The sequence below is a fragment of the Pseudomonas sp. GW821-FHT02H06 genome (genome assembly GCF_059421525.1).
The window spans coordinates 244,525-267,005 of record NZ_JBWKVD010000001.1 but is presented as its reverse complement, the minus strand read 5'-3'; the positions used below and the strand labels follow the sequence as shown (position 1 = coordinate 267,005).

Here is a 22,481-nt window from a genome sequence, read left to right as displayed (position 1 = left end):
GCCGGATAAGTAATTTCGTATACGATATTTGATATGCACGCAGCGTGCCTGTTTTGCCAGTACGGCGTGCAGGGCTTTGGATCAGCGGGCCGGGGTTTAGATGAGTGTTTTTAAGCGCGTGGGGCGGTGTTACATAAAGGAGCAAGAATGCGCGGCGTGCTTCATTGATGCACGTTGCCGTGCGGCAAAGATGCAGATTGCGCCGCACTGCAATCACCGTAGGACCGGCTTTAGCCGGGAACGCGTCATTCGGAACACTGCAAAATCAACGGTGCACACCCCGGCCTCTTCCCGGCTAAAGCCAGTCCTACAGAAGCACCGCGATCATCCAGGGAGGATGGCGGTGGATTCATATGCGCCGTTGCGAATCCCGATACTCACTCGGCGAAGCCCCGGTCATCGCCTTGAACTGGCGACTAAACGCACTGTGATCCGTATACCCACAGCGCAGGGCGATCTCGGTGATCGACAGGTCTTCCTGCAACAACCGCGACGCTTCACCCAGCCGCGCCTTGTGGATCATCTGCCGGGGCGTCAGCTGGAAGATGCGTTTGCAGTGCCGCTCCAGCTGGGCAATGGACAGCCCGGCAATGGCCGTCAGTTGCTCAAGGGTGATGGGCCGCGCGAAGTGCTCGCGAATGTACGCGTCGACCTCGACCAGCTTCTGATACGCCGGGTGGGTCGTCTGCAGAATTTGCAGATCCCGGGAGATACCCGCCAGCCCGATGATCGCGCCCTGACGGTCCCGCAAAGCGATCTTGTGGGTCAGACACCAAATCGGCTGATTGCCGTAATAAAGGTGCAGCTCCAGTTGATCGCTCAGTTGCCTGCCATCGGCCAGCACGCGGCGGTCCTGGGCGGTGTACAGCGGGCCGAAGCGGGCAGGGAACACTTCTTCAGCGGTCAGCCCGACGATCTGGCTTTTCTCCTTGAAACCACAACGCTGCACGAGCGTCTGGTTGACCAGCGCATAGCGCGCCTGGGCGTCCTTGACGAAGAACACGACACCCGGAATCGCATCGAACAGCGGCGCGACCAACGCCAGGCTGGCGAGCAGTTGTTCGAGATCGTGCAAGGGCGCGGCGGGGATGAGGTCGATCATGTTCACGGGCAGGACGGCCGGGCGGGAGATGGGATCGATGATGCGGGATGTTGGATGCGGCGGCTAGTCGAGGGGCGACTGGAGCCGCCGTAACAATAAATCAGTCCTCTTGGAACAGCGCTCTGAGTGCCGAGATCCCTGCAGACGAAAAAACTGTGGGAGCGAGCTTGCTCGCGAAGGGGCCGAGACATCCGCTGGATATTCCGCGTTCGAAACACCGTCTTTGTGAGCAATGTGGAGCGCCACCCCGTTCACTCACGCAATTTAATAAATCAGGCGCTTTAAACAGGGGCACCCTCGTCCAGACACGCCAGCGTCGAGATCCGCGCCGGGCTGAACGGCGGGCGCAACAACGGAGGTTCCCAGCCGAACAACGTCTGCGCCGCCGTCCCACAGATCCGCCCCTGACACGCGCCCATCCCGCAACGGGTGGCGAGTTTGGCCCCGGTCCAACTGCCATGATCCGCCAGGTCCGCGTATCGCACGTCTTCGCAACGGCAGACCAGCGTTTCCGGCATCGCCAGGTGTTTCAGCGCAGGATTGAGGCGGAACGCGGTGTTCAACCGGTCCGCAAAGCCCTGCCAGCGCTGCCGCTCAGCCCACAAGCCTCGCGCTTTTTCCCGTTCACCGACCGCCACCAGCCCGGCAATACGGCCTTTGACCAGTGCCAATTCGCTGCCGCCGAAACCGGTGCATTCACCCGCTGCGAAGTGATCAGCCAGACTGCTCACCTGCCAGTCGTCGACCACAATGGCCTGATCCCGCACGGTGCAGCCCAGTGCCTGGGCGATCTCGGTATTGGGCACCAGACTGAAACCGCAGGCCAGACGCTCGCAGGCCAGCTCTTCAATGGTGTCGCCCAGCTGAACGCGAACGCCTTCCAGCCGATCCGTGCCCAGCGCCGCCAGCACATGGGCCGAGGTTCGGTAGGCGGCACTGGCCAGCGTAATCGCTTGAATCGCCTTGTTCGGCCAGCGCCACAACCCGGCGGCAAATCCGGCGACAGCGCTCAAAGGCGCCTGCTCGGCAACGCGCACGACCTGGGCGCCACGCTTTTGCGCGGTCGCCGCCGATGCCAGCAACAGCGGGCCAGTCCCGGCAATCACGATGCGTTCGTCTGTCACCTGCAGGCCGCCTTTGATCAGCGCCTGCAAGCCGCCGGCGCCGGTGACCCCCGGCAGCGTCCAGCCCGGGAAGGGCAGCAACAGCTCCCGCGCGCCGGTGCACAGAATCAGCCGGTCGTAACTCAACGCCCAGCCGCGCTCGGCGTCTTCCAGCAGCAAGCGCTTCGGCCCCGCCAGCGCAACCACTTTGCAGCCGCTGTGCAGGCGAACGTTGCTGAAACCCTGCAACTGCCCGCGCATATCGTGAGCCTGTTTCGGCACCTCAGCGTTCGGGCCGTCGCGCCAGATCTGCCCGCCCGGCAGCGGGTTGTCGTCGAGCAGGGCGATGCTCAGCCCGCGAGGCGCCGCAGCCAGGGCCGCCGCCATGCCGGCCGGACCTGCGCCGATGATCAGCAGATCGACATGCTCGGTCGTTGTCGCGTTCACGGCCACGGTCATGGCTGAGTCTCGACGCGCATGCCGTCGCGGCAGATCGTCTGGCAGGCCAATCGGCGCAGGCCGTCGATGCTCACCCGGCATTCCTGGCAAATCCCCATGCCGCACAAGGGCGCGCGACGCTGGCCGCTGACCGACGTGCGGCTGCAGCGATCGCCGCTGGACATTAGTGCAGCGGCCACCGTGGTGCCTTGGGCGAAGCGAAAGGGCTGACCGTCGATGCTCAACTCAGGCATGGGCGCGGGCTCCGATAAAACGATGGGGCAAATACGGTTCAACGGCGAGGGGCGGCGGTGTGCGCAGCATTTGCGCGGCGAGCAGGCGGGCGGTACCGGTTGCCGTGGTGACGCCGAGGCCTTCGTGCCCGACCGCCAGCCACAGGCCGGGCTGATGCGGGTGCTGGCCGATCAGCGGCTGACCGTCGGGGCTGGCGGAGCGAAAGCCGGTCCAACTGCGAAGGCCGTTCATGTCGCCGAGGCCTGGGAGGAAATCCATCGCCCGGCGCAGCATCTGCCCGAGCATGGCCGCGTCGACCTCTGGATTATGGTTGTCGAACTGCCGTGATGAGCCGATGAACAATTGGCCGGTCGGGCGCTGCTGCACATTGAACGCCACCGAGGGGCCGTTGCCCTTGTGGGCGCTGGTGACGTAGCCCAGCTCGACCAGCGTGTGGGTGATCTGCGCGGGGTAACGGTCGGTGATCAACAGGTGGCCTTTCTTCGCCTGCAGCGGCAGGTCAGGGCACAGCTCGCGGGCGTAGATGCCGCTGGCAAGCACAACGGCGGGGGCTTGCAGCCATTCACCATTCGCCAGCCGGACACGGTTGCCCTGGACTTCCACGACTTCGGCCTGACGCTGAACCACTCGGGAAGACTGGCGCTGCAACAGCCAGCGCGCGGCATTAGGCGCGTACAGAATGCCGTCGCCGCTGACCTTCAAGGCGCCGAGCAGGCCGGATCGCAACGACGGCTCGGCTTCTGCCAGTTCGGCGCCGGACAGCAACTCGCAGGCCAGACCGTATTCGCTCAGCGCGGCCTGTTTGCGTTCGGCTTCGGCCATTTCTTCTTCGTTGCAGGCCAGCCAAAGGGTGCCGTTGGTGCGCATCGCGCAGTCGTCTGGCATCTGCGAAGCCAGCTCGCGCCAGGCCCTGACGGAATATTCCCCCAGCGCCAACTCGGCAGCACTGTGATCGAGAACAACCAAGTGACCCATCCCCGCAGCGGTCGCGGCGGGGCGCTGACAATCCAGCACCAGCACGTGCAAACCCTGGGACGCCAGCTCATCCGCGCACGCCGCGCCGACAATGCCGCCGCCAATGACGATCACATCCGCGGCATGGCCTTGCAGCGTGGGCGCATCGGTCACGAGCGAATGCCCCAGGCGAACGGGTCTTCGTCGTCCAGCAACAAAGTGGCTTCGGCGCTGATGTAAGCGCGGCCACGAATGGTCGGCACGATGCGGTCGCCCGTCTGCCGTTCACCGTGCTCCCAGACGAAATGGCCTTCGAACTGGCTGCCAATCACGCTGGCCTGCTGCCAAAGGGTGCCGGGTTGAAGTGTGCCGTCCGCCGCCAGGCACGCCAGTTTGGCGCTGGTGCCAGTGCCGCAGGGCGAGCGGTCGTAGGCTTTGCCGGGACAGAGCACAAAGTTGCGGCTGTCGGCGTGGTCGTCGTCGGCGAACAGCTCGATGTGGTCGATGACGCCGCCGTCTTCACCGCGAATGCCCTGGCTTTCCAGCGCCTGACGGACCTTCCAGGTGTAATCGGTAAGGGCGTCGAGGTTGTCGGCGGCGACGCTCAGGCCGTGGTCGGCGATCAGGAAAAACCAGTTGCCGCCCCAGGCGATGTCACCGGTCACGCTGCCCAGTTCGGGCACCTCGACGACGAAGTCCTTGCGGTAGCGGTACGAGGGCACATTGTCGACGCTGACCGAGCGGTCGTCGTGGAGCGTGGCCTGAACCGTGCCGACCGGGGTTTCAATGCGGTGCACGCCGGGGCCGATCTTGCCCAGATGCGCCAGCGACACCACCAGCCCGATGGTGCCGTGGCCGCACATGCCCAGGTAGCCGCTGTTGTTGAAAAAGATCACCCCGGCGCAGGATTCGGGATCCACCGGCTCACACAGCAGCGCGCCGACCAGCACATCGCTGCCGCGGGGTTCAAGCACCGTCGCCGCCCGCCAGTCATCGAACTCATCCGCGAGAAGCTGCCGCCGCTCGGCCATGCTCCCCCGGCCAAGCTCGGGAAACCCGTCGAGCACCAAACGCGTCGGCTCGCCGCCGGTGTGAGAATCGAGAATCTGGATGCGTTTCATGTATTCCCCTGTCGGACTGAGTCTGGAACTGGCTTCGACGATCCCTGCTGGGACCGCGTGCACCCGATGGAACTGGCTACAACGATCTCTAGTGGGACCGGCTTCAGCAGGGAAAGCGTTGGTCGTCACGCTGCAAGATTTATGGTGTTGACGCTGGTCTCTTCCCGGCTAAAGCCGGTCCCACAAGACTGCGTACACCCAATGGAACTGGCTACAACGATCCCTAGTGGGACCGGCTTCAGCCGGGAAGGCGTCGGTCGTCGCACTCGAGATTTATGGTGTTCACACTGGCCGCTTCCCGGCTAAAGCCGGTCCCACTAAAAGCATTGCGTACACCCCGACGTAACTGGCGATCACGATCCTTGTGGGACCGGCTTCAGCCGGGAAGGCGTCGGTCGCCACATCGGAGATTTATGGTGTTCACACTGGCCTCTTCCCGGCTAAAGCCGGTCCTACAGATCGCGGCGCGGAGCAACTTCACTATTGAGGCAAGAGTGCCGGGAACGACGGCCAAGGTCTTGACCGATTTCACCCGCCGCAATGACGAAATCGGCACAGCCGCCAGTCGATCAGATCTCGCTGAGCACCGCGTGGGGGAGGTGGGCGTAGAGGGTTCGGCAGACGCCGATGATGTGGTGTTCGATCAGTTCGGCGGCTTTGTCCACGTCACGATCGGCACAGGCCTTGAGGATCTCGCGGTGTTCCAGGTCGGCGCGCTCTTTGCCTTCTTCAAAGCTCATCTGCACCCGCAGATAGCGTTCGACCTTGTCGTGGATCGAGCGAATCATGTTCAGCAAAAACGGCCGTTGCGCCGCTTCATACAGACAGGTGTGAAATGCCCAGTTCAGCTCGGCCCAGCGCCCGATGTCGTCATCGCGCATGAATTCGTCACAGATGGCCCGGGCCCGATCCAGCTGAGCGGCGGTCATTCTCGGCACCGCGAGGCGGATGGCCTGCACCTCCAGCAGCACCCGCACTTCAAAGATCTGAGCCAGCTCCGGCTCGGAAATCCGCGTGACCACGGCGCCCTTGTTGCGCTGGAACTGCACCAGCCCTTCGGCTTCCAGACGTTTGAGCGCTTCACGCACCGGGATCTTGCTGACGTTGAACACGCGGGCAATGTCGTCCTGACGAATCGGCTCGTCCTCGGCGAACTGGCCTGAGATGATCGACTCGCGCAGGTATTTGGCAATCACCTCGGACGCGGAGGGCGCGACACCGAGGTTGGGGGCGTCAGGAAGAAGGAAGGGCACGCGAATGACTCAGCAGTAGGGGGCGGCGAATATTGTATACGACCTCCGATTTGTTACGCGCTGTGTCTTTTCACTCCACCGGCAAAACGATCAATGGTTGGCGGTGTAAGACAACATCATCGACAACTGACACATCGGCCGTCCGCTCTCGGCATGCCATTGGTTGAACGCCGCTTGCACCGCTGCCTGATCGCGCTGGCTGCTGGGCACGCGGTCGACGATCTTCTGCGCATTCAGCGCAGCGACCACGTCATGGCTGGGGATGAAGGTGTCCTTGCCGACCATGCGCAGGAAGCGCGGCGACGACAGCCCGCCCATCTGATTGCCGTGTTTGAACAGGTAACGCCACAGCCCGACGATATCGGTCACCGGCCATTCAGCGATGAAATTGCCGAAGCTGCCGTGTTCGTGGGCGATGTCGAGGATCAACTGGGCGTTGCGCGGCACGCTCTTGAGCTTGCCCAGGTGACGGATGATCCGCGCGTCCTGCATCAGGCGTTCCAGGTGATCGCCGCCCATCAGCGTGACCTTTTCCGGATCGAAGCCAAAGAACGCTTGCTCGAAGGCCGGCCATTTGGCGTCCACCAGGCTGTGTTTGAGGCCGGCACGAAAGACCCGCAGCGCCATGGTCGACAGGTAACGGTCGTCGCTGAGGGCTTTGAGTTTTTTAGTCGTAGCGGGGGGCGGCAGATGCGCCTCGAGGGCGGCGACGGAACCAAAGCGGTTGAGACAGTATTCATGGAGCCATTTGTAGTCTTGCATGCCCTCTCCAAAACAAAATTCATGTGCGCGATCGCTGACGTAGCGCATTTCCGAGCGCCGACGCAGAACCCCGGCAGGGGCTCTGTGTTTGACCCGGTTTGAGCAAGGGGTTCCAGCAATCGAGCGTGAGCAACGCCTTGAGCTGTCTAGCCCTGCGGCGGGTTAAGCAACAGCGCGGTTTTCGCCAGCCGCTGACCGAGCGAGCGGCACAGCGCGGTTTCGTGCTCATCCAGCGCGCGTTTGCCATCGGCACCGGCGTGATGACTGGCGCCATAAGGCGTGCCGCCGCCACGGGTTTCGATCAACGCCGCTTCGCTGTAGGGCAGGCCGCTGATCAGCATGCCGTGGTGCAGCAGGGGCAACAGCATCGACAGCAACGTGGTTTCCTGACCGCCGTGCAGGCTGGCGGTGGAGGTGAACACGCTGGCGGGTTTGCCCACCAGTGCGCCGGTCAGCCACAGGTTGCTGGTGCCGTCGAGAAAGTACTTCAGCGGCGCGGCCATATTCCCGAAGCGGGTCGGGCTGCCCAAGGCCAGGCCCGCACAGTTTTTCAGGTCATCCAGAGTGGCGTACAACGCGCCTGCGTCCGGAATGCTCGGCGCCACGGCTTCGCAGTCAGTGGACACCGCCGGCACCGTGCGCAGACGCGCTTCCACGCCGGTCATCTCGACACCACGGGCGATCTTCCGCGCCATCTCCGCGGTTGCGCCGTTACGGCTGTAAAACAGAACCAGAATGTAGGGCGCGCTCACGGCAGGATCTCCAGAATGTTTTCCGGCGGACGGCCAATCACGGCCTTGTCGCCGACGACGAGAATGGGGCGTTCGATCAACTTGGGATGGGCCGCCATGGCGGCGATCAGTTGCTCGTCGCTCAGGCTGGCGTCAGCCAGGTTCAGGGTTTTGTACTCATCCTCACCGGTGCGCAGCAGCCCGCGAGCACCGATGCCGAGCTTGCCCAGCAGGTCGCGCAGTTGCGCGGCGTCGGGCGGGGTTTCGAGGTAATGAATGATGGTCGGCGTCAGGCCGCGGGCTTCAAGCAATTCCAGCGTGCCGCGGGATTTGGTGCAACGCGGGTTGTGATAAAGCGTGAGATCGGTCATTTGCGGGTCGCATCTTGCCTGAGGTGGCGGCTATTCTACCTGCGTCACGGTAACGACCGGTAACACGCGGCGAGCGATGCGCAATCGGCGCAGCGTGCATCTGGAAAGAAAGAGCACCTAGAAGGAAACAGCATCATGGCAAGGCGATTGGCAGCGGCGGCAGCACTGATTGGAAGTCTGTTGCTCAGCGGGTGCGGCGTGGACCTCGGCACCGACCAGAATGGCGAGAAAGTCGCCAGCAGCCGCGTCGACAAGCACTGGCTGGTGGTCAATTACTGGGCCGAATGGTGCGGCCCTTGCCGGACCGAAATCCCCGAACTCAACACGCTGTCCGAGCAGGTGAAAGGGCAGAACGTCAGCGTGTTCGGCGTCAATTTCGACAACCTCCAGGGCGAAGACCTGAAGAGCGCCAGCAAGGCGCTGGGCATCACATTCACCGTACTGGCCCAAGACCCGGCCGAACAATTCGACCTGCCGAAAAGCGAAGCCCTGCCGGTAACCTACATCATCGACGACAAGGGCAAAGTGCGTGAGCAATTGATGGGCGAACAGACCGCGGCAGGGGTGATGCAGAAGCTGACGGAGTTGAAAGGGAAGGGCTGAGGCAGATCATGGGCGGTCAGCTTAATTGCGCAACGGCATTGCTCGCTGATTAACGCTCATCGGCCAGAAGTGCCCAGCGCTCGTGATCGCACCAGACCCCGGCGATCTGCAGGTATTTCGGGGAGAACCCCTCTTTCCGAAATCCGAGACGTTTGACCAGCGCGATTGAACGCACATTTTCAGGTTGAATATTGGCCTCGAGACGGTGAAGACCCAACTCTTCAAAGGCATACCTCGTCGTCAGTTCCACCGCCTGTGACATCCTTCCCGTCCCGGCAAACGAGACCATGCCCCAGTAGCTGAGATACGCGTTCTGAAATCCTTTATAGAAAATCTGGCTTAGGTTGGTCACTCCAACGATCTGACCCGATTCTGTATCGCGAGCCAGTAGGCCAACGCTCGCGCCTGTGATTTGAGCGGAGTACCACTCCTCGAAACCTGTGGCGGTTGTGAACGGCTGTACCCAGCGGCCGTGGTAGTCCCGGCTTTCTTGATTTGCGTGTAGGAGCTCGTCGAGATCGGTGCGCGTTACCCGGGCGAGCTTGACGTCTGATGTTTCCATAACAGCTCCTCGTTTCCTACTTTCCTGACCGCTTCTCTGGCTCACTAACGCCCATTCCAAAGAGGCTGCGTCCTGCGAACCTTGTGATTTCATGATGAAGACGAAACCGCACTGAGTCCAACCAGGCTAGAGCGTTGGTGTGCGCTGGCGGCCAATAGTGGGTTGTCACCAGCGTCCGCCATCGACCCAAAGCGGCCGGTGGTAACCGATGAAAAATATTCCCCAACGTTTCTGATCGCTCGAAAGCGCCCGTGTGGCGAATGCTTTGCTTCAGCTAGGCCGAGGACCGCGATATGCCAGCTGTGGCCTTTTCCTATATCTGATAATGTCCTTTATCAAATATAAAAGGATCTGCCGAAATGGCTCGAGCCAAGCCCCCAGCCAATACAAACGCCCCAAAATTACAACTCCCTCCGCAGGGCATAGAGCGGGGCATCACTCGGCTGGATGAATGCATCAGCGAGCTAGAGGCTTTTGATATTCAAACCTTGGGAAACGGCAGCTGCCCTGAATTGAAGGCGTTGGAGGTCAGTATCCAGAGCACTTTGGTTCGCTATTTTGGTGAGGATACGTCGGCTTACAAGCTGTATTCGGGCGCTACGGTGCTGGGCCATTTCCCGATGGTCTGGGCGATAGGAGGAGGGCACGCTCCGCCAGTGGATTATGTAACCCCCGTGCGTCGCAACATTTCCGAGGCGGTAGCGCTACTCAAACAAGCTCAGCGAGCATTGAAAGAAGATCTTGCTGAGCGTGGGCAGTCGATTGAAATCGGCTCCTCAGCCGAGAAAGCGGCGGTACTACCCTCTAATCGCGTTTTCGTCGTGCATGGCCATGATGAGGCTGCACTCCAGGGCCTTGCGCGGTTCCTCGAAAAGCTAGGATTGGAAGCCATTATTCTTAAGGAGCAACCTGATCAGGGCCGCACCATTATCGAGAAGTTTGAGGGAACCGCTGACGATATTGGTTTTGCGGTGGTGTTGTTAACGCCAGACGATCTAGGTGCGTCAGTGAAGGCTGAGACCCCGGACGCACGAGCGCGGCAGAACGTCATCTTTGAGCTGGGCTACTTTGCTGCAAAGCTCGGCCGAGGCCGTGTGTGCCTGTTGCGCAAAGGTCATGTGGAAATACCTTCAGACCTGTATGGGGTCATTTATTCCGACATGGATCCTGCGGATGGATGGAAAGCCAAACTAGTGGGTGAGCTCAAGGCCGCGAAACTGGACTTTGATGCCAACAGATTTTGGCAGTGAACAAGGTCGTTGCTGTTCCAGGCTGATTTACCCGCGTTGATTGCAGTAGTAGGTAAGTCAGCAGAAACCCGGTTTGTCGAGTTTTTCACGGCCAACATCCGCAATCCCAATACGCGGCGGGCCTATGTGCGGGCAACCAACGAATTCCGAAGCTGGTGCATAAGCGCGGGGGTTTAGATCTGCGCGCTGTGACGCCGTTGCATGTGGCGACTTGGATCAAGCTGCAGACGCAAGCGCTAGCTCCGCCTTCGGTGAAACAACGCCTAGCCCCGATGCGGCATTTGTTCGACCGGCTGGGGGGTGGGACAGATCGCTGCTCATAACCCTGCTACGTCTGTGCGTGGCCCCAGTCACCTTGGCGATATCGGCATCATGCTCTAGCGCATTGGTTGCGGCCCTTGGGTTATAGCTTCGTTGGCGCATGAAAATCCTAGCGATAAGGGCGATGGTGTCCGCTTAAAAAAAACGCGGACACCATCGCCCTTAATACTGGGGTTCGGTAGGTGACTTGGCCGGACGATTACTGTTAGGGCAGCTAACGGCCAAAAGTGGACATTTGTCAGGGGCTACAGAAGTCGTCAGGTGGATGATTTATTATTGCATCAGAAAAATAAAAAGGTGCGGAACAGCCGGCTTTTATGAGCGAAATACTCCGCCACTGCCATCGAATCTTACTAAGAGATCATGAATTCTAGCTAACTCATCAACTATTGGCTGGATCTCGTATCGTTCACCTAGCACTTGAAAAATTCCTTCCTTCAAGTAGTAAGCCCTGAATATATGATGGGGCACGCCTGAGTCTTCAGGCTCAGCAAGAATGAGGCTAGGGAAGATGAATCCAACTATCCCCTCTTGAAGATAAAGATCAAGCCGCTCGTCAAAGTGCTCAATCGAATTTCTTAACGCCCTATTCATTAGGGGGCTATCGCCTTTCACACCAAAGATCTTTGACAGATACTGCCCGCGATCTCTGTGAATGGTCTTTCCTTCCGCTCCCTTGACACCATCACGCGAAGGGGAAAAGTATCGCGATATCGCTCCAGATTGATTGATGAGGTTCTGCAAGCAGTCCAGCAATAAGTTCGTCTTCTCTTGCGGGTCAATCTCCTCAATCAAGATTTTTTCGATGATCTTTTCTGCGATACTGCACGACTGGAAGGCAGACGTGGTATTGAAGAGCATCGACTGAATATAGAACGCCTCGTATGGCTTCCAGATACTAAATTCCTCACCTTCCATTCATCACCCAAGATCATATTAGAAATTTAGCATCAATCTACCGAAGAATCGATCCTAGGATCGCTGCTGAATCTTTGAAAATCCATTTGTAGTTGCTTACAGTCGGTGGCGAACATTGCTAAGGACAATACACAATTCTGTTTTTTATCGGTAGAACTTCAGCTCACCAAGTTATTATCCTTTAAAGCTTTTCAAAAACTTAGTTTTGTACTTGCTAGGACTAGTGATAGCTTTGGACAGCTCCGTGCCGCTACCGATTCGTTTGAAGTAACTGATATCCCGATTCATGTGTTTATCCAAAACATCCCAGTCAGGCGCACTACCTAATGAGCGCGCGGAGAAATCGTTCTCCTCTAGCAATCCCAGCATTTCAGGATAGCGCTGTTTGTAGAAGTCCCATGCAGATAAGAACTTAGTGCGGACATGCGGCGCTGGATGATTACGCATCTGGATGTATATATCTTGGAGAAAACGAACCTCCCATGTGACATGGGGCGCAATATCCCCCATATGCATCTGGTAATTTTCGACAGGGAAGCGGCCGCCAGCATGTTCATTCAGTTTCTCTAATGAACGGTTGAGATAGACAAAAGAGAAATCTGCGTTGAAAGGCGCCAACCGGAAAAACCGATTGTGCCTTGCGCACTCCTGGTCCATGAACAAGCCAAGTGATGGGATATCCTTTTCAGCGAGATATGCTGATATCAAGGCAGTACCATAAAAACACTCAACGTGTTTCAGATCGTAGTGGGAGAAATCGCCGGCCACAAGGGCCGCACGGAAGTAGATATTTTGACCGGTAAGTCGGTGATGTAAGTCCTCGGCGAACTCGGTGAGATACCAGACGAGATACTCTCTGTCGGCGTCGTTGGAGGCTGGCTTAATATTGTAGACCAGAACTGTGTCTGAGAAGACTATGGTCTTGAAGCTGTTATGTGTGTGTACATTGAGACTATCTAGAATCGAATAAATACGCGCTACCTTCCTTGGTTCCTTGCGCACCATATCGGTAAACCCCAAAACATCTATATAAAGGAGAAAGCGGTCCGTCATACCAAAGTTCTCTGTTTTACCGGAAGCAGGCATCATCGCCATTTCTGCGCAGCTTTAATAGCCCTCGGCACCAGCCACCAGGCTCCGTAGCCCCAAAATCGGCCGAGGGCTGACCGCCTGAGTGACCGCTTAGGGTCGAAAGCAGCCCTTCGGTGGGCGTATCGTCGGTAGACAATCGGCTGGTCGCCCGCCATAGGGATCAGCTTTTTGTTCGAGGAAGGCGCACCTGCCCAAGTAACCGTTGGTGACCTTCACGTATCGGCCGTTGATCAGCAGCACTGAACCACTGCTTTGGTGGTCATTCCAACGTGCAACGTGACCTCAAACCGCCATTGCTCAGGCAGCTTGCCTGACCAGCGACCGGAGAATCCTGATGACACGATGCAGCAAAGCGGCCGTAGTCCTGCTTGAGGATGAACAGGCTCCCCCTGAGCATGAGCGCCAAGTTCATCGAAAGCTTGGGGAACGGATTGCCCAGGTGATGGGGATTCGCTTCTTGGAAATCGACGAAGCGGCCATGATTGACCCCCTCGCGCTTTATTACCTTCCTGCCCGCACCCTTATCGGCGATGACCGCCAGCGCGAGCTGGGTATTTACACACCCGACGACTTTTTTGGCGGTCTGGTGAGTCAGCCCTACATGGCCACTAAAGCCATCTCCCACCAGCTGCTTGATGGCGCAACGGCCCCGCCAGGCTGGGCAGCCGATTTCGCTCGGCTGGCACGCGATGCGCTGCTCAGGGGTTTTACTGTCTTCAGCGTTGACGATGCCTTACGCGCCGGCAGACGGCTGCTGGAAGACGGTCCGCTTCGGATAAAACCCGTACGCGCCACGGCAGGCCGCGGCCAGCGCGTGGTGAGTTCGCCAACGCAACTAGCAGAAGCATTGGACAATCTCGACAGCAGAGAGCTCGCCGTGTGGGGCCTCGTGCTGGAACAGAATCTGAGCTCGGTCACGACTTATAGCGTGGGTCAGGTAACGATTGCAGGGCTTACGGCCAGCTACTTCGGGACTCAACAACTGACCCACGACCACGCTGGCGAAGAGGTCTATGGCGGTTCGCAGCTGACAGTGGTGCGCGGCGGTTATAGGCATCTCCTCGCCATCGACATCGACCCAGTGGTCCGTACTGCGATTGATCTGGCACAACGCTACGAGGCCGCCGCCTTCCAGGCATTCATTGGTTTTATCGCATCCCGACGCAATTATGACGTGGTGCACGGACGTGATGTTCAGGGCCAATGGCGCACGGGTGTGCTTGAGCAGTCCTGGCGGGTGGGTGGCGCCAGCAGCGCCGAGGTCCTGGCATTGCAGGCATTTGCGGAAGACCCATCGTTGCATCAGGTGTACGCCAGTACCCACGAAGTTTTCGATAACCTGCCGATTCCCGACGACGCGGTGCTGTTTTATCAGAGCGATGATCGTGAAGTTGGACAGATCAGCAAATACGCACGGATCCATGACAATGGGTATTCAAAGTGAACCAATCGACATTCAGGTCGATGATGTCAGCATTTCCGGTACCGTTCTGACCCCCAGCGCGCACGTGCCGGGCATCCTTTTTGTACATGGCTGGGGCGGCAGTCAGGAACGCGACCTGGCGAGGGCTAGAAATATCACCGGTTTGGGTTGCGTGTGCCTGACATTCGACTTGCGAGGCCACGAAAAAACCTTCAATCAGCGCCAGAGCGTCACGCGAGAGCAGAACCTCAACGACCTGCTTGCGGCCTATGATCGCCTTGCCAGCCATCCTTTGGTGGACACTGCCGCCATTGCCGTGATTGGCAGCAGCTATGGAGGTTATCTGGCCACGCTGCTAACGCGACTGCGTGCTATCCGCTGGTTGGCGTTGCGAGTGCCTGCTCTGTATTGGGACGCCGAGTGGAACGTGCCCAAGCATGCCCTCGATCGCGAGGGCTTGGCACGCTACCGTCGCACCAGTCTGACGCCCACGGATAACCGCGCGCTGGCCGCATGTTCAGAGTTTGCGGGAGATGTGTTGCTGGTTGAATCCGACCAAGATGACTACGTGCCGCACGCCACCCTGATGAACTTTCGCTCAGCCTTCGTTAACGCGCATTCGTTAACTCATCGCATCATCGACGGCGCCGACCACGCGCTGAGCACCGATGCCGCTCAAAAAGCCTATAGCTCGATCCTCACCGCGTGGGTTGGAGAAATGGTAGTGGGTGACCGACTGATTAATTACCCCCATCACTCGCCTCGGTATTCTTAGGCGGTATTGGCCATGGACGGCCGATACGTTTGCCGGGCAGCACACTCTAAACGTGATGTGTAGAACGTGGGTGGCATTGGCTCTCGCCAAAGGTATGCAAGAAGTCAATCACGGCCCTTTCACCCATGGAAGTGTTTTTGGTCAAGGACGTGAACCCTGGGCAAAGGGCTGGAAGATTGTTGCGGTGGTGTCCCAGGTGATGCCTAATGCCGCCGATGATGGCCCGGTGGCCTGCTGTGTGCTGGCCGCAAAAAGCCCAAGCCCGCCCCAAATATCTCAGCGGCCGCCCTGGCCAAGGCTAACGAGGGACTAAGCCGTTGATGCGTTACGCATAACGGGTACTTATGTTTAGGTGCGGATGCGTGCCCGGGATAACCACTTGGGCAAAGTAGATTGTGTCGTAGCCGTTATTGGCTCGGCATAATGTGCCAGCATGTGCTGCACATATTCCATTAAGAAGCTAAGCACTCCGCTTATTAATTACGATGAGAAATAACTAAAGTAATCACGCAGCCGTTTGTCACGTTTTTGGGAGATCACCACGTATACAACTGGAACTTGCAACTGTTACGACTATTTTTATGCGGGGACGGCTCGTGCAATGAGGTTATCTCTTAATTGCTGCACGGCCCCATAGGAGGGCTACTATGAAAGCGTTACGCTGGCATGGAAAGAAAGACATCCGATGTGATGACCATTTACCTGACCCTGCGATAGAGGACCCACGTGACGCAATTATCAAAGTCACGTCATGCGCCATTTGCGGCTCGGACCTGCATCTTTATGGCGGTTTCATGCCCGGCATGAAGCATGGAGATATCATGGGCCACGAGTTCATGGGCGAAGTGGTCGAGGTGGGGTCTGCCAACAAGAAGCTAAAGATTGGCGATCGCGTGGTCGTGCCCTTTACGATTTGCTGCGGTGAATGCGATCAATGCCGCCGGGGTAATTTTTCTGTATGCGAGCGCAGCAACCGAAATAAGGACCTCGCCGCTAAGGCCTTCGGCCACACCACTGCTGGTTGTTCGGATATACCCATCTGACCGGCGGCTATCCTGGTGGCCAAGCCGAATACGTGCGCGTGCCTTATGCGGACTTCACGCCGGTTCTAATCCCGGACGGCCTTACCGATGAACAAGTACTTTTCCTCGGAGATATTTTCCCCACCGGCTGGCAGGCCGCCGTGCAATGCGATATTCAACCAACCGACACCGTGGCTATCTGGGGTGCAGGCCCTGTAGGCCAGTTCACGGTGCGCAGCGCGGTGATCCTCGGAGCTAAGCAGGTGGTGTGCATCGACAATGTGCCCGAGCGCCTTGCAATGGCCACGGCCGGTGGCGCCATCGCAATAAATTTTGATGAAGAAAGTGTGCTAGACCGCTTAGCCGAGCTTACGGGCGGTAAAGGGCTGGAGAAATGCATTGATGCGGTAGGCATGGAGTCCCACGCTACCCGTTCGTTTGACTCCGTCTACGATCGCGTGCGGCTATCGCAAAACGTTTCGCAGGGTGGGTGCACTGCACATTATATATATCGTATAAATGGAAGGCTCTGACTTAACGTGGAGCTGTAGATGCAGTGCTTGTGATCGCCGGTGGTCCGGATCGCCGCCGGTCCGGTAGTCACCCGAATCTTTGATCGAACGCAGGTACCGACCAGCCAGATATCTCGTAGCAGACGAATCCAATTCAGTTTGAACGGGAGAATATAATGAAAGCCATCGTGTACAACGGGCCACGCGACGTCAGCGTGCAAAACGTCCCCGACGCCAAGATCGAAAAGCCTACCGACGCAGTAGTGCGCGTTACCACCACCAATATCTGCGGCTCCGACTTGCATATGTACGAGGGCCGCACCTCCATGGAAACCGGTCGAGTCTTTGGTCACGAGAATCTCGGAGAAGTCATTGAGGTCGGTGTCGGCGTAGATCGCGTCAAGGTGGGTGATCGTGTCTGCCTGCCTTTTAACATCGGCTGCGGATTCTGCGAGAACTGCGAAAAAGGACTGACCGGTTTTTGCCTCACGGCCAATCCCGGCACTGCCGGTGCTGCTTATGGTTTTGCCGACATGGGCTCTTATCAGGGCGGCCAGGCTGAGCTGCTCCGGGTGCCCTATGCCGACTTCAACTGTCTGGTTCTGCCAGAAGATGCGCAGGAAAAAGAAAACGACTACGTGATGCTGTCGGACATTTTTCCTACCGGTTGGCATGCAACGGAGCTGGCCGGCCTGATGCCGGGCGAAAGCATTGCTATTTACGGCGCGGGGCCGGTGGGACTCATGGCTGCACATGCCGCGATGATCAAAGGCGCTTCGCAGGTGTTCGTAGTCGATAATCATCCGGATCGATTGAAGCTGGCGGCGCAGATTGGTGCCACGCCGATCAACTCGCTGGAAAGGGAAGCGGTCGACCAGATTCTCAACCTGACTCACGGCAAAGGTACTGATCGGGGCTGTGAATGTGTTGGGTATCAATGCTGTGACAAACACGGTCATGAAGCCAATCATCTGACCATGAACAACTTGGTGGCTTCGACCAAGGCCACTGGTGGTATTGGCGTCGTCGGGGTGTTCGTGCCTCAGGATCCAGGTGCACAGAATGAACTCGCCAAAGAAGGGAAGATGGCGTTCGACTTCGGTGCGTTCTGGTTCAAGGGTCAGCAGATTCGCACCGGGCAAGCCAATGTGAAGGCCTATAATCGTCGGCTCGCGGAGCTTATTCACCATGACCGCGCCAAACCTTCGCAAATCATTTCCCACAGCCTGAAACTGGCTGAAGGGCCTGATGCGTACAAGCATTTTGATGCGCGGGATGAGGGTTGGACTAAGGTCATTCTGAAGCCGGCAGCGTGATGGCCATCCTCATGGCTTGAGCCGACAATTTAGCGGCATTGTGGAGATGTCAGATGATGCGCACCGCATTGCCGCCTATTGCTTGCGGGCCCAGAAATCTATACAGCTGCCACTCACGATCCTTTGCGGGTACCGCTCATTGGATAAATTTATTCGATGAGCCGGTGCAGATTGTCCTCATGGCGCATCTCGGTGGTACGGTGGCGGGGCTCATCGCCGCTAGCTTTTCGGCAGGCAGTGGTCCCCTGATGCAACCGATTAGATTCGTTCGAATAGGCTCGGTCTGTGTGGTAGAACGCTTTCTGGCAAAGGAATCGATCGCCAGCGGGTGAACTGGGTTCAGGAGTAGGGATTGAACAACGCGCCAAAGACATCAGTTTAGCCGCTTGGAAGTTCAATCCCCTCTGCGGGGTGTCGCGGAACTCTCCCAAATCTCTGGTCAACAAGAATCACTCAACGATACCTGAAATTCAGCAAAACATAACTGATCATGGTTAACGTTAGACCGATCAATATGTATTCGACACGAGGCAGCCATATAAATGAGCCACCTAAAGAAAATACGATCAACGTGTTTTGAAGTATGTATTTCCTGATCTTAGGTACGGCTATGAAGTAGCCATATTGCTTGCCTACGAAAAATAAGACCATGCCGATGACTGACATAATTTGAAAATCGTGTATCGCAATGTCGTTCAAGATCGCATGTCTGATCAAGTTAGCGAGTAGGGCCAGCCCTAAAAACAGGAAAAGGTGCGAGTAGATCAAGGAATGCCCACTCATGCTGCTTTCATTTCTGCTCAGCAGGTAAAAGCTATCAAAATAGATCCACCATATACTACATGTCATGACAAATCCGGTAATTGCCGCCATTACATTATAAGGATTCCATTGAATGTCAGATAACCCTCCAGCAAGGCTGATCACTGACTCGCCCAATAAGATAAGGGTAAGCAAGCCTAGTCGTTCAACCAAATGGTCTGTATGCGCTGGCAGGGGTTTTAGTTTGCTCCAGGGGAAAACAGGAAGCAGAATATCAAGAAAAATTCCAATGTAAGCTACAATGTATCGAATCGGAGGGTCAAAAATAAGGGATGAAAGACTGATCGCTGAGCTTACCAAAAGGGCGAAGCCAAGCCTGGAGGCGTATTCGCTACGGCCGTCGACCGTATTGATGGTCGAGATGTACATGATGCTGATGATGGCACGTATACCCACATAGCAGACGATAACAAGCGGGTAGTATACTTCCAGTTCTTCCCCAATCCGTGCGGACAGCACAATGAGCAACAGCATTATAAATAATGTTGACAGACGGTGAAGATTACTGTCCGTGTCAAACCTGTTGGAGTAAATAGTGTGGCTTGACCAGATCCACCATAATGGAACGAAAAGCAGTAAGAAACTCCATATCTGCTCAGGTTCAAAGTGGCCTTGATGTAGATGCCCGAGCGTATGAGTCACCTTGCCAATAGTCACGACAAAAATCAGGTCAAAAAACAACTCTAACCAGGTGGCGTGTCGATTTTGTTCATGATACTTTAAAGATTTCATTCGCTGCTGGCTCCGCGTGCATCTAGAAGAGTCCATTGCCTGAACCTTGATAGATGGGTGATTAGGGCATGCTTAGCGGGATACAACGTGCCCGGCGGGATCACTCAATCCACTATCAGTGGATTCACAAAAGAAACGGGCCCTAATCTCAGCCTGAGCCTGAGTGTTTTAGGCAGCCAGACGTTCAAGTTTCGCGGGAAGAAGCATGAGGTAATCCTCCGTGTCTTCGCGGTATTGGATTGAGGGCCAAGTGTGTAGCAGAACGGTTGGATGCCCCTTGACTCACCAGTGACTATAGTCGTGTTTGGCACCTACCGTAGCCGTAGAACGAATTTTCGGCATCCGATACCACCAGCAGTTCGCGCACTTTTCTCGCTGCAGTTTTAGGCGACTTTTTTCAGTCGATGGTTTTTGCAGCTGTTTAGCTACCTAAGTCGAGGGTACTTCTGCATTCTGAAGGACAATCGCTGCCCGTTACGGCACCCAGAAATTGACCAGAGCCACGTCTCGAACGTGTGACGATCAGGTAAAAACCCTGGGCCAAGGTGAGGAAATTCGCGCACCTCTGCCTTGTTCATTCGATAGTGCGCTTCATGATGATCGTTCGGGCAGAGGGCGATCACATCGGCCGAATGGTCGTGGTCCGTTCACCGCCAAACGGCGTCAATCTGACACTGCTTTTTATGTCACCTCTGAGCCTTTCTTCAGCGGGGCGCCGCTGCCTACAGTGCGCGACCGACGCACTAGTGGACACTGATCGGCCGCCCATTATTTCTGGCTCTTTGTAGAGCGGACGACCTCGAGAGTCTTCAGGAACCACCATGAATACTCGTCCCGATTTTCACAGCAATACGTTCCCCGAGTCGCAACGTGACATTCTCGGCATGATCGCAAGCGACCAGCATCTGGACGAAATACTTTCCGCTATTTGCCAGATGCAAAACGCCCTAAGCCCCGATACGTTCTGTTCCATTCTCCTCACTGACGCCGAGGGTAAGCACTTGCTCAGCGGCGCAGCGCCCGGCCTGCCGGCCAAATACAGTGAGGCGATTCATGGAATGGCGATCGGTCCAACGGAAGGCACCTGCGGCACGGCAGCTTTCCGGCGCGAAATGGTGGTCACTGAAGACATCGCTCAAGATCCGAATTGGGAGCGTTTCCGCAGCCTGGCGCTTGGGCATAACTTGCATTCGTGCTGGTCGGTTCCTTTGCTCTCCCATGAAGGCAGCGTTCTGGGCACATTTGCCCTGTATCAGAATCGCACCCATACGCCAGACGAAGTACAGATTCAACAACTTGCGTGCGCGGCCCAACTGGCAGTCATCGCAATCCGCCATGAGCGTGACGGTCAGCGTCTGGAGGAGAGCGAGCAACGCTTTCGTTCACTGTTCACCTATAACCCCAACCCGGTGTTCGCGCTCGATCTGCTCGGCAACATCCAGAGTGTGAATCCCGCAGGCCTGAAGCTTAAGCCGCAGACTGCAACCCAGTTCATTGGCCATCACTTTTCCCGTCTGGTGCCTGAGGAAGACCTGATGCGGGTCAGTCGGCATTTTTCCGCAGCGCGCGCCGGAGCCCCTCAACGCTTCGAGGCACGGCTTCGAGACGAGAATGAAAAACTGTTGACCATGGACATTTCGAACCTGCCCATCATGGTCAACGGCGAGATCGTTGGTGTGTTTGGCATTGCCCGTGACATCAGCGATCAGAAGCATTTCGAGCGCCAGTTGAGTTTCAACGCCAGCCATGACCAACTGACCGGCTTGCTTAACCGTGTGTCGCTTGAAGACCAGCTTATTCTGGATTGTCACCTCAGTCGTCGGCGTAAGCGGCTGTTGGCGGTGATGTGCATAGATTTGGATGGTTTCAAATCCATCAATGATTCGATCGGCCACTACTTTGGCGATCAGGTGCTGGTCGAGGTAGCGCGACGCATGGCCGAGCAGGTTAGGCCCGGGGATACGATCGTGCGCATGGGCGGTGACGAATTCATCGTTCTGTTGCCGGACCTGCTGCGTGATGAAGACGTCGTGCCGGTGGCCGAGCGATTGATGGCCAGCATTGCCAGACCCTACTGCATCCAGGGCATCGACCTGCACGTAAGCGCAAGTGTCGGCATCACTCTGAGCGATGGTCACCTTGAGCAGCCGATGCAGTTGATCCAGCAGGCTGACATGGCTATGTACAAAGCCAAACAACAAGGGCGTAACAACTTTCAGTGGTACACCAGCGACCTGAATCAGCGAGTTTGCGAGCACGCCACGCTGCGCAATGACCTGCAAAAGGCTATCGAGACTCAGTCGTTACAGCTGCATTATCAACCGCAGATCGACGCACGCACCGGGCGTGTGGTCGGGATCGAAGCGTTGCTGCGCTGGGAGCATCCGGAAAAGGGATTTATCCCCCCAGCGGTATTTGTACCGGTGGCCGAGGACAGCGGTCAGATCATCGCGCTTAGCCTTTGGGTGCTCGATACGGCCTGCGCTCAGTTGCGCCTGCTGGACGAGCAGGGCATCACGGGCATCTCGATGGCCGTCAATATCTCACCGATGCATTTTCAGCGTGGCCATTTCGTGCAGTATGTCCAGGCCACGCTGGACAAACATGGTCTGCGAGGTGAACAACTGGAGCTGGAGATCACCGAGTCGCTGCTGTTGCACAACGCTGAACAGGCGATCGAGACGTTGCACCGGCTCAAGGCATTGGGGGTGCGGATTGCACTCGATGACTTCGGCACCGGTTTTTCCAGCCTCAGCTACCTCAAGCGTTTGCCGATCGACAAAATCAAGATCGACCGTTCGTTCATCCGGGAAATCGCTACCGATCATCACGATGCGGCGATCACCCAGGGCATTATTTCCATGGCCCACCACCTCAGCCTCATTGTAGTCGCCGAAGGCGTTGAAACGGCGTCCCAAATGGAATTCCTGAAAGGCAGTCGCTGCGATATTTTTCAGGGTTATCACTTCGCCAGACCGATGCCGTTTGCCGCCCTCGAAGAGTTCCTGAGCCATCCAGAGTTTCATCGCTGACCGGCCGTTCG

19 protein-coding genes and 1 pseudogene are annotated in these 22,481 nt (G+C 57.3%); 7 read left to right on the top strand and 13 right to left on the bottom strand.

Annotated features, from left to right (window positions below; all coding sequences use genetic code 11):
- Positions 1 to 349: 349 nt before the first annotated feature.
- The 9 genes from AC07VF_RS01295 to arsC form a co-directional block, all read right to left on the bottom strand.
- On the bottom strand, positions 350 to 1,102 hold the full coding sequence (locus tag AC07VF_RS01295; protein WP_192172920.1) for an AraC family transcriptional regulator: 753 nt from the start codon (positions 1,100 to 1,102) through the stop codon (positions 350 to 352).
- A 281-nt stretch (positions 1,103 to 1,383) separates the two neighbouring features.
- Entirely contained in the window at positions 1,384 to 2,664 is a 1,281-nt protein-coding gene (locus AC07VF_RS01290) for an FAD-dependent oxidoreductase (protein ID WP_495008808.1), read from the bottom strand.
- Positions 2,661 to 2,897, bottom strand: a complete 237-nt coding sequence (locus AC07VF_RS01285) for a (2Fe-2S)-binding protein (protein ID WP_065992824.1) — start codon at positions 2,895 to 2,897, stop codon at positions 2,661 to 2,663. Before AC07VF_RS01285 ends, AC07VF_RS01290 begins: the two co-directional genes overlap by 4 nt.
- Entirely contained in the window at positions 2,890 to 4,026 is a 1,137-nt protein-coding gene (locus tag AC07VF_RS01280) for an NAD(P)/FAD-dependent oxidoreductase (RefSeq protein ID WP_342345374.1), read from the bottom strand. Before AC07VF_RS01280 ends, AC07VF_RS01285 begins: the two co-directional genes overlap by 8 nt.
- Positions 4,023 to 4,973 (bottom strand): 4-hydroxyproline epimerase, encoded by a 951-nt coding sequence (locus AC07VF_RS01275; RefSeq protein WP_495008809.1) that lies wholly within the window; start codon positions 4,971 to 4,973, stop codon positions 4,023 to 4,025. Before AC07VF_RS01275 ends, AC07VF_RS01280 begins: the two co-directional genes overlap by 4 nt.
- 569 nt (positions 4,974 to 5,542) lie before the next feature.
- Entirely contained in the window at positions 5,543 to 6,226 is a 684-nt protein-coding gene (locus AC07VF_RS01270) for a GntR family transcriptional regulator (RefSeq protein WP_065992829.1), read from the bottom strand.
- A gap of 90 nt (positions 6,227 to 6,316) precedes the next feature.
- Entirely contained in the window at positions 6,317 to 6,988 is a 672-nt protein-coding gene (locus tag AC07VF_RS01265) for a DNA-3-methyladenine glycosylase I (RefSeq protein ID WP_495008810.1), read from the bottom strand.
- A 146-nt stretch (positions 6,989 to 7,134) separates the two neighbouring features.
- Positions 7,135 to 7,740 carry an NAD(P)H:quinone oxidoreductase gene (wrbA, locus tag AC07VF_RS01260; protein WP_346630652.1) on the bottom strand — a complete coding sequence of 202 codons (606 nt, stop codon included), beginning with the start codon at positions 7,738 to 7,740 and terminating at the stop codon, positions 7,135 to 7,137.
- On the bottom strand, positions 7,737 to 8,090 hold the full coding sequence (arsC, locus tag AC07VF_RS01255; protein ID WP_346630651.1) for an arsenate reductase (glutaredoxin): 354 nt from the start codon (positions 8,088 to 8,090) through the stop codon (positions 7,737 to 7,739). The genes wrbA and arsC overlap by 4 nt, the downstream gene beginning before the upstream one ends.
- A gap of 135 nt (positions 8,091 to 8,225) precedes the next feature.
- Between arsC and AC07VF_RS01250 the strand changes: the two genes are divergently transcribed.
- Positions 8,226 to 8,693, top strand: coding sequence for a TlpA family protein disulfide reductase (locus AC07VF_RS01250; RefSeq protein ID WP_346630650.1), 468 nt, complete (start codon positions 8,226 to 8,228; stop codon positions 8,691 to 8,693).
- A 49-nt stretch (positions 8,694 to 8,742) separates the two neighbouring features.
- On the opposite strand, the gene AC07VF_RS01245 is transcribed toward AC07VF_RS01250, so the two are convergent.
- Positions 8,743 to 9,255: a GNAT family N-acetyltransferase gene (locus AC07VF_RS01245; protein ID WP_192172913.1), complete on the bottom strand. Its 513-nt coding sequence runs from the start codon at positions 9,253 to 9,255 to the stop codon at positions 8,743 to 8,745.
- A 359-nt stretch (positions 9,256 to 9,614) separates the two neighbouring features.
- Between AC07VF_RS01245 and AC07VF_RS01240 the strand changes: the two genes are divergently transcribed.
- Positions 9,615 to 10,505, top strand: a complete 891-nt coding sequence (locus AC07VF_RS01240; RefSeq protein WP_192172912.1) for a TIR domain-containing protein — start codon at positions 9,615 to 9,617, stop codon at positions 10,503 to 10,505.
- Positions 10,506 to 11,141: 636 nt separating this feature from the next.
- Here AC07VF_RS01240 and AC07VF_RS01235 read toward each other — a convergent pair.
- Positions 11,142 to 11,744: a hypothetical protein gene (locus AC07VF_RS01235; RefSeq protein ID WP_192172911.1), complete on the bottom strand. Its 603-nt coding sequence runs from the start codon at positions 11,742 to 11,744 to the stop codon at positions 11,142 to 11,144.
- 174 nt (positions 11,745 to 11,918) lie between these two features.
- Positions 11,919 to 12,839, bottom strand: a complete 921-nt coding sequence (locus AC07VF_RS01230; RefSeq protein ID WP_346630646.1) for a hypothetical protein — start codon at positions 12,837 to 12,839, stop codon at positions 11,919 to 11,921.
- A 331-nt stretch (positions 12,840 to 13,170) separates the two neighbouring features.
- On the opposite strand from AC07VF_RS01230, the gene AC07VF_RS01225 reads away from it, so the two are divergent.
- The 4 genes and pseudogenes from AC07VF_RS01225 (at position 13,171) to AC07VF_RS01210 (ending at position 17,884) form a co-directional block, all read left to right on the top strand.
- Complete coding sequence (locus AC07VF_RS01225) at positions 13,171 to 14,280, top strand: DUF3182 family protein (protein ID WP_495008811.1); 1,110 nt, start codon at positions 13,171 to 13,173, stop codon at positions 14,278 to 14,280.
- Positions 14,264 to 15,034: an alpha/beta hydrolase family protein gene (locus AC07VF_RS01220; RefSeq protein WP_192172908.1), complete on the top strand. Its 771-nt coding sequence runs from the start codon at positions 14,264 to 14,266 to the stop codon at positions 15,032 to 15,034. Before AC07VF_RS01225 ends, AC07VF_RS01220 begins: the two co-directional genes overlap by 17 nt.
- A gap of 647 nt (positions 15,035 to 15,681) precedes the next feature.
- Positions 15,682 to 16,520 (top strand): annotated as a pseudogene (locus AC07VF_RS01215) (alcohol dehydrogenase catalytic domain-containing protein); the annotation flags it as partial.
- Positions 16,521 to 16,744: 224 nt separating this feature from the next.
- On the top strand, positions 16,745 to 17,884 hold the full coding sequence (locus AC07VF_RS01210; RefSeq protein ID WP_192172907.1) for a glutathione-independent formaldehyde dehydrogenase: 1,140 nt from the start codon (positions 16,745 to 16,747) through the stop codon (positions 17,882 to 17,884).
- Positions 17,885 to 18,337: 453 nt separating this feature from the next.
- Here AC07VF_RS01210 and AC07VF_RS01205 read toward each other — a convergent pair whose 3' ends face one another.
- Complete coding sequence (locus AC07VF_RS01205) at positions 18,338 to 19,438, bottom strand: low temperature requirement protein A (RefSeq protein ID WP_495008812.1); 1,101 nt, start codon at positions 19,436 to 19,438, stop codon at positions 18,338 to 18,340.
- Positions 19,439 to 20,259: 821 nt separating this feature from the next.
- On the opposite strand from AC07VF_RS01205, the gene AC07VF_RS01200 reads away from it, so the two are divergent.
- On the top strand, positions 20,260 to 22,470 hold the full coding sequence (locus AC07VF_RS01200) for an EAL domain-containing protein (protein WP_192172906.1): 2,211 nt from the start codon (positions 20,260 to 20,262) through the stop codon (positions 22,468 to 22,470).
- The last annotated feature ends 11 nt before the right edge of the window (positions 22,471 to 22,481 follow it).

What these genes read in the sequence shown, in the direction of transcription:
- AC07VF_RS01265 (WP_495008810.1), bottom strand. Translation starts at nt 6,988, where the DNA reads ATGCAAGACTACAAATGGCTCCATGAATACTGTCTCAACCGCTTTGGT.
- AC07VF_RS01250 (WP_346630650.1), top strand. Translation starts at nt 8,226, where the DNA reads ATGGCAAGGCGATTGGCAGCGGCGGCAGCACTGATTGGAAGTCTGTTG.
- AC07VF_RS01200 (WP_192172906.1), top strand. Translation starts at nt 20,260, where the DNA reads ATGAATACTCGTCCCGATTTTCACAGCAATACGTTCCCCGAGTCGCAA.
- AC07VF_RS01240 (WP_192172912.1), top strand. Translation starts at nt 9,615, where the DNA reads ATGGCTCGAGCCAAGCCCCCAGCCAATACAAACGCCCCAAAATTACAA.
- AC07VF_RS01225 (WP_495008811.1), top strand. Translation starts at nt 13,171, where the DNA reads ATGACACGATGCAGCAAAGCGGCCGTAGTCCTGCTTGAGGATGAACAG.
- AC07VF_RS01295 (WP_192172920.1), bottom strand. Translation starts at nt 1,102, where the DNA reads ATGATCGACCTCATCCCCGCCGCGCCCTTGCACGATCTCGAACAACTG.
- AC07VF_RS01205 (WP_495008812.1), bottom strand. Translation starts at nt 19,438, where the DNA reads ATGAAATCTTTAAAGTATCATGAACAAAATCGACACGCCACCTGGTTA.
- AC07VF_RS01285 (WP_065992824.1), bottom strand. Translation starts at nt 2,897, where the DNA reads ATGCCTGAGTTGAGCATCGACGGTCAGCCCTTTCGCTTCGCCCAAGGC.
- arsC (WP_346630651.1), bottom strand. Translation starts at nt 8,090, where the DNA reads ATGACCGATCTCACGCTTTATCACAACCCGCGTTGCACCAAATCCCGC.
- AC07VF_RS01275 (WP_495008809.1), bottom strand. Translation starts at nt 4,973, where the DNA reads ATGAAACGCATCCAGATTCTCGATTCTCACACCGGCGGCGAGCCGACG.
- AC07VF_RS01245 (WP_192172913.1), bottom strand. Translation starts at nt 9,255, where the DNA reads ATGGAAACATCAGACGTCAAGCTCGCCCGGGTAACGCGCACCGATCTC.
- AC07VF_RS01230 (WP_346630646.1), bottom strand. Translation starts at nt 12,839, where the DNA reads ATGGCGATGATGCCTGCTTCCGGTAAAACAGAGAACTTTGGTATGACG.
- AC07VF_RS01210 (WP_192172907.1), top strand. Translation starts at nt 16,745, where the DNA reads ATGAAAGCCATCGTGTACAACGGGCCACGCGACGTCAGCGTGCAAAAC.
- AC07VF_RS01290 (WP_495008808.1), bottom strand. Translation starts at nt 2,664, where the DNA reads ATGACCGTGGCCGTGAACGCGACAACGACCGAGCATGTCGATCTGCTG.
- AC07VF_RS01235 (WP_192172911.1), bottom strand. Translation starts at nt 11,744, where the DNA reads ATGGAAGGTGAGGAATTTAGTATCTGGAAGCCATACGAGGCGTTCTAT.
- AC07VF_RS01220 (WP_192172908.1), top strand. Translation starts at nt 14,264, where the DNA reads ATGGGTATTCAAAGTGAACCAATCGACATTCAGGTCGATGATGTCAGC.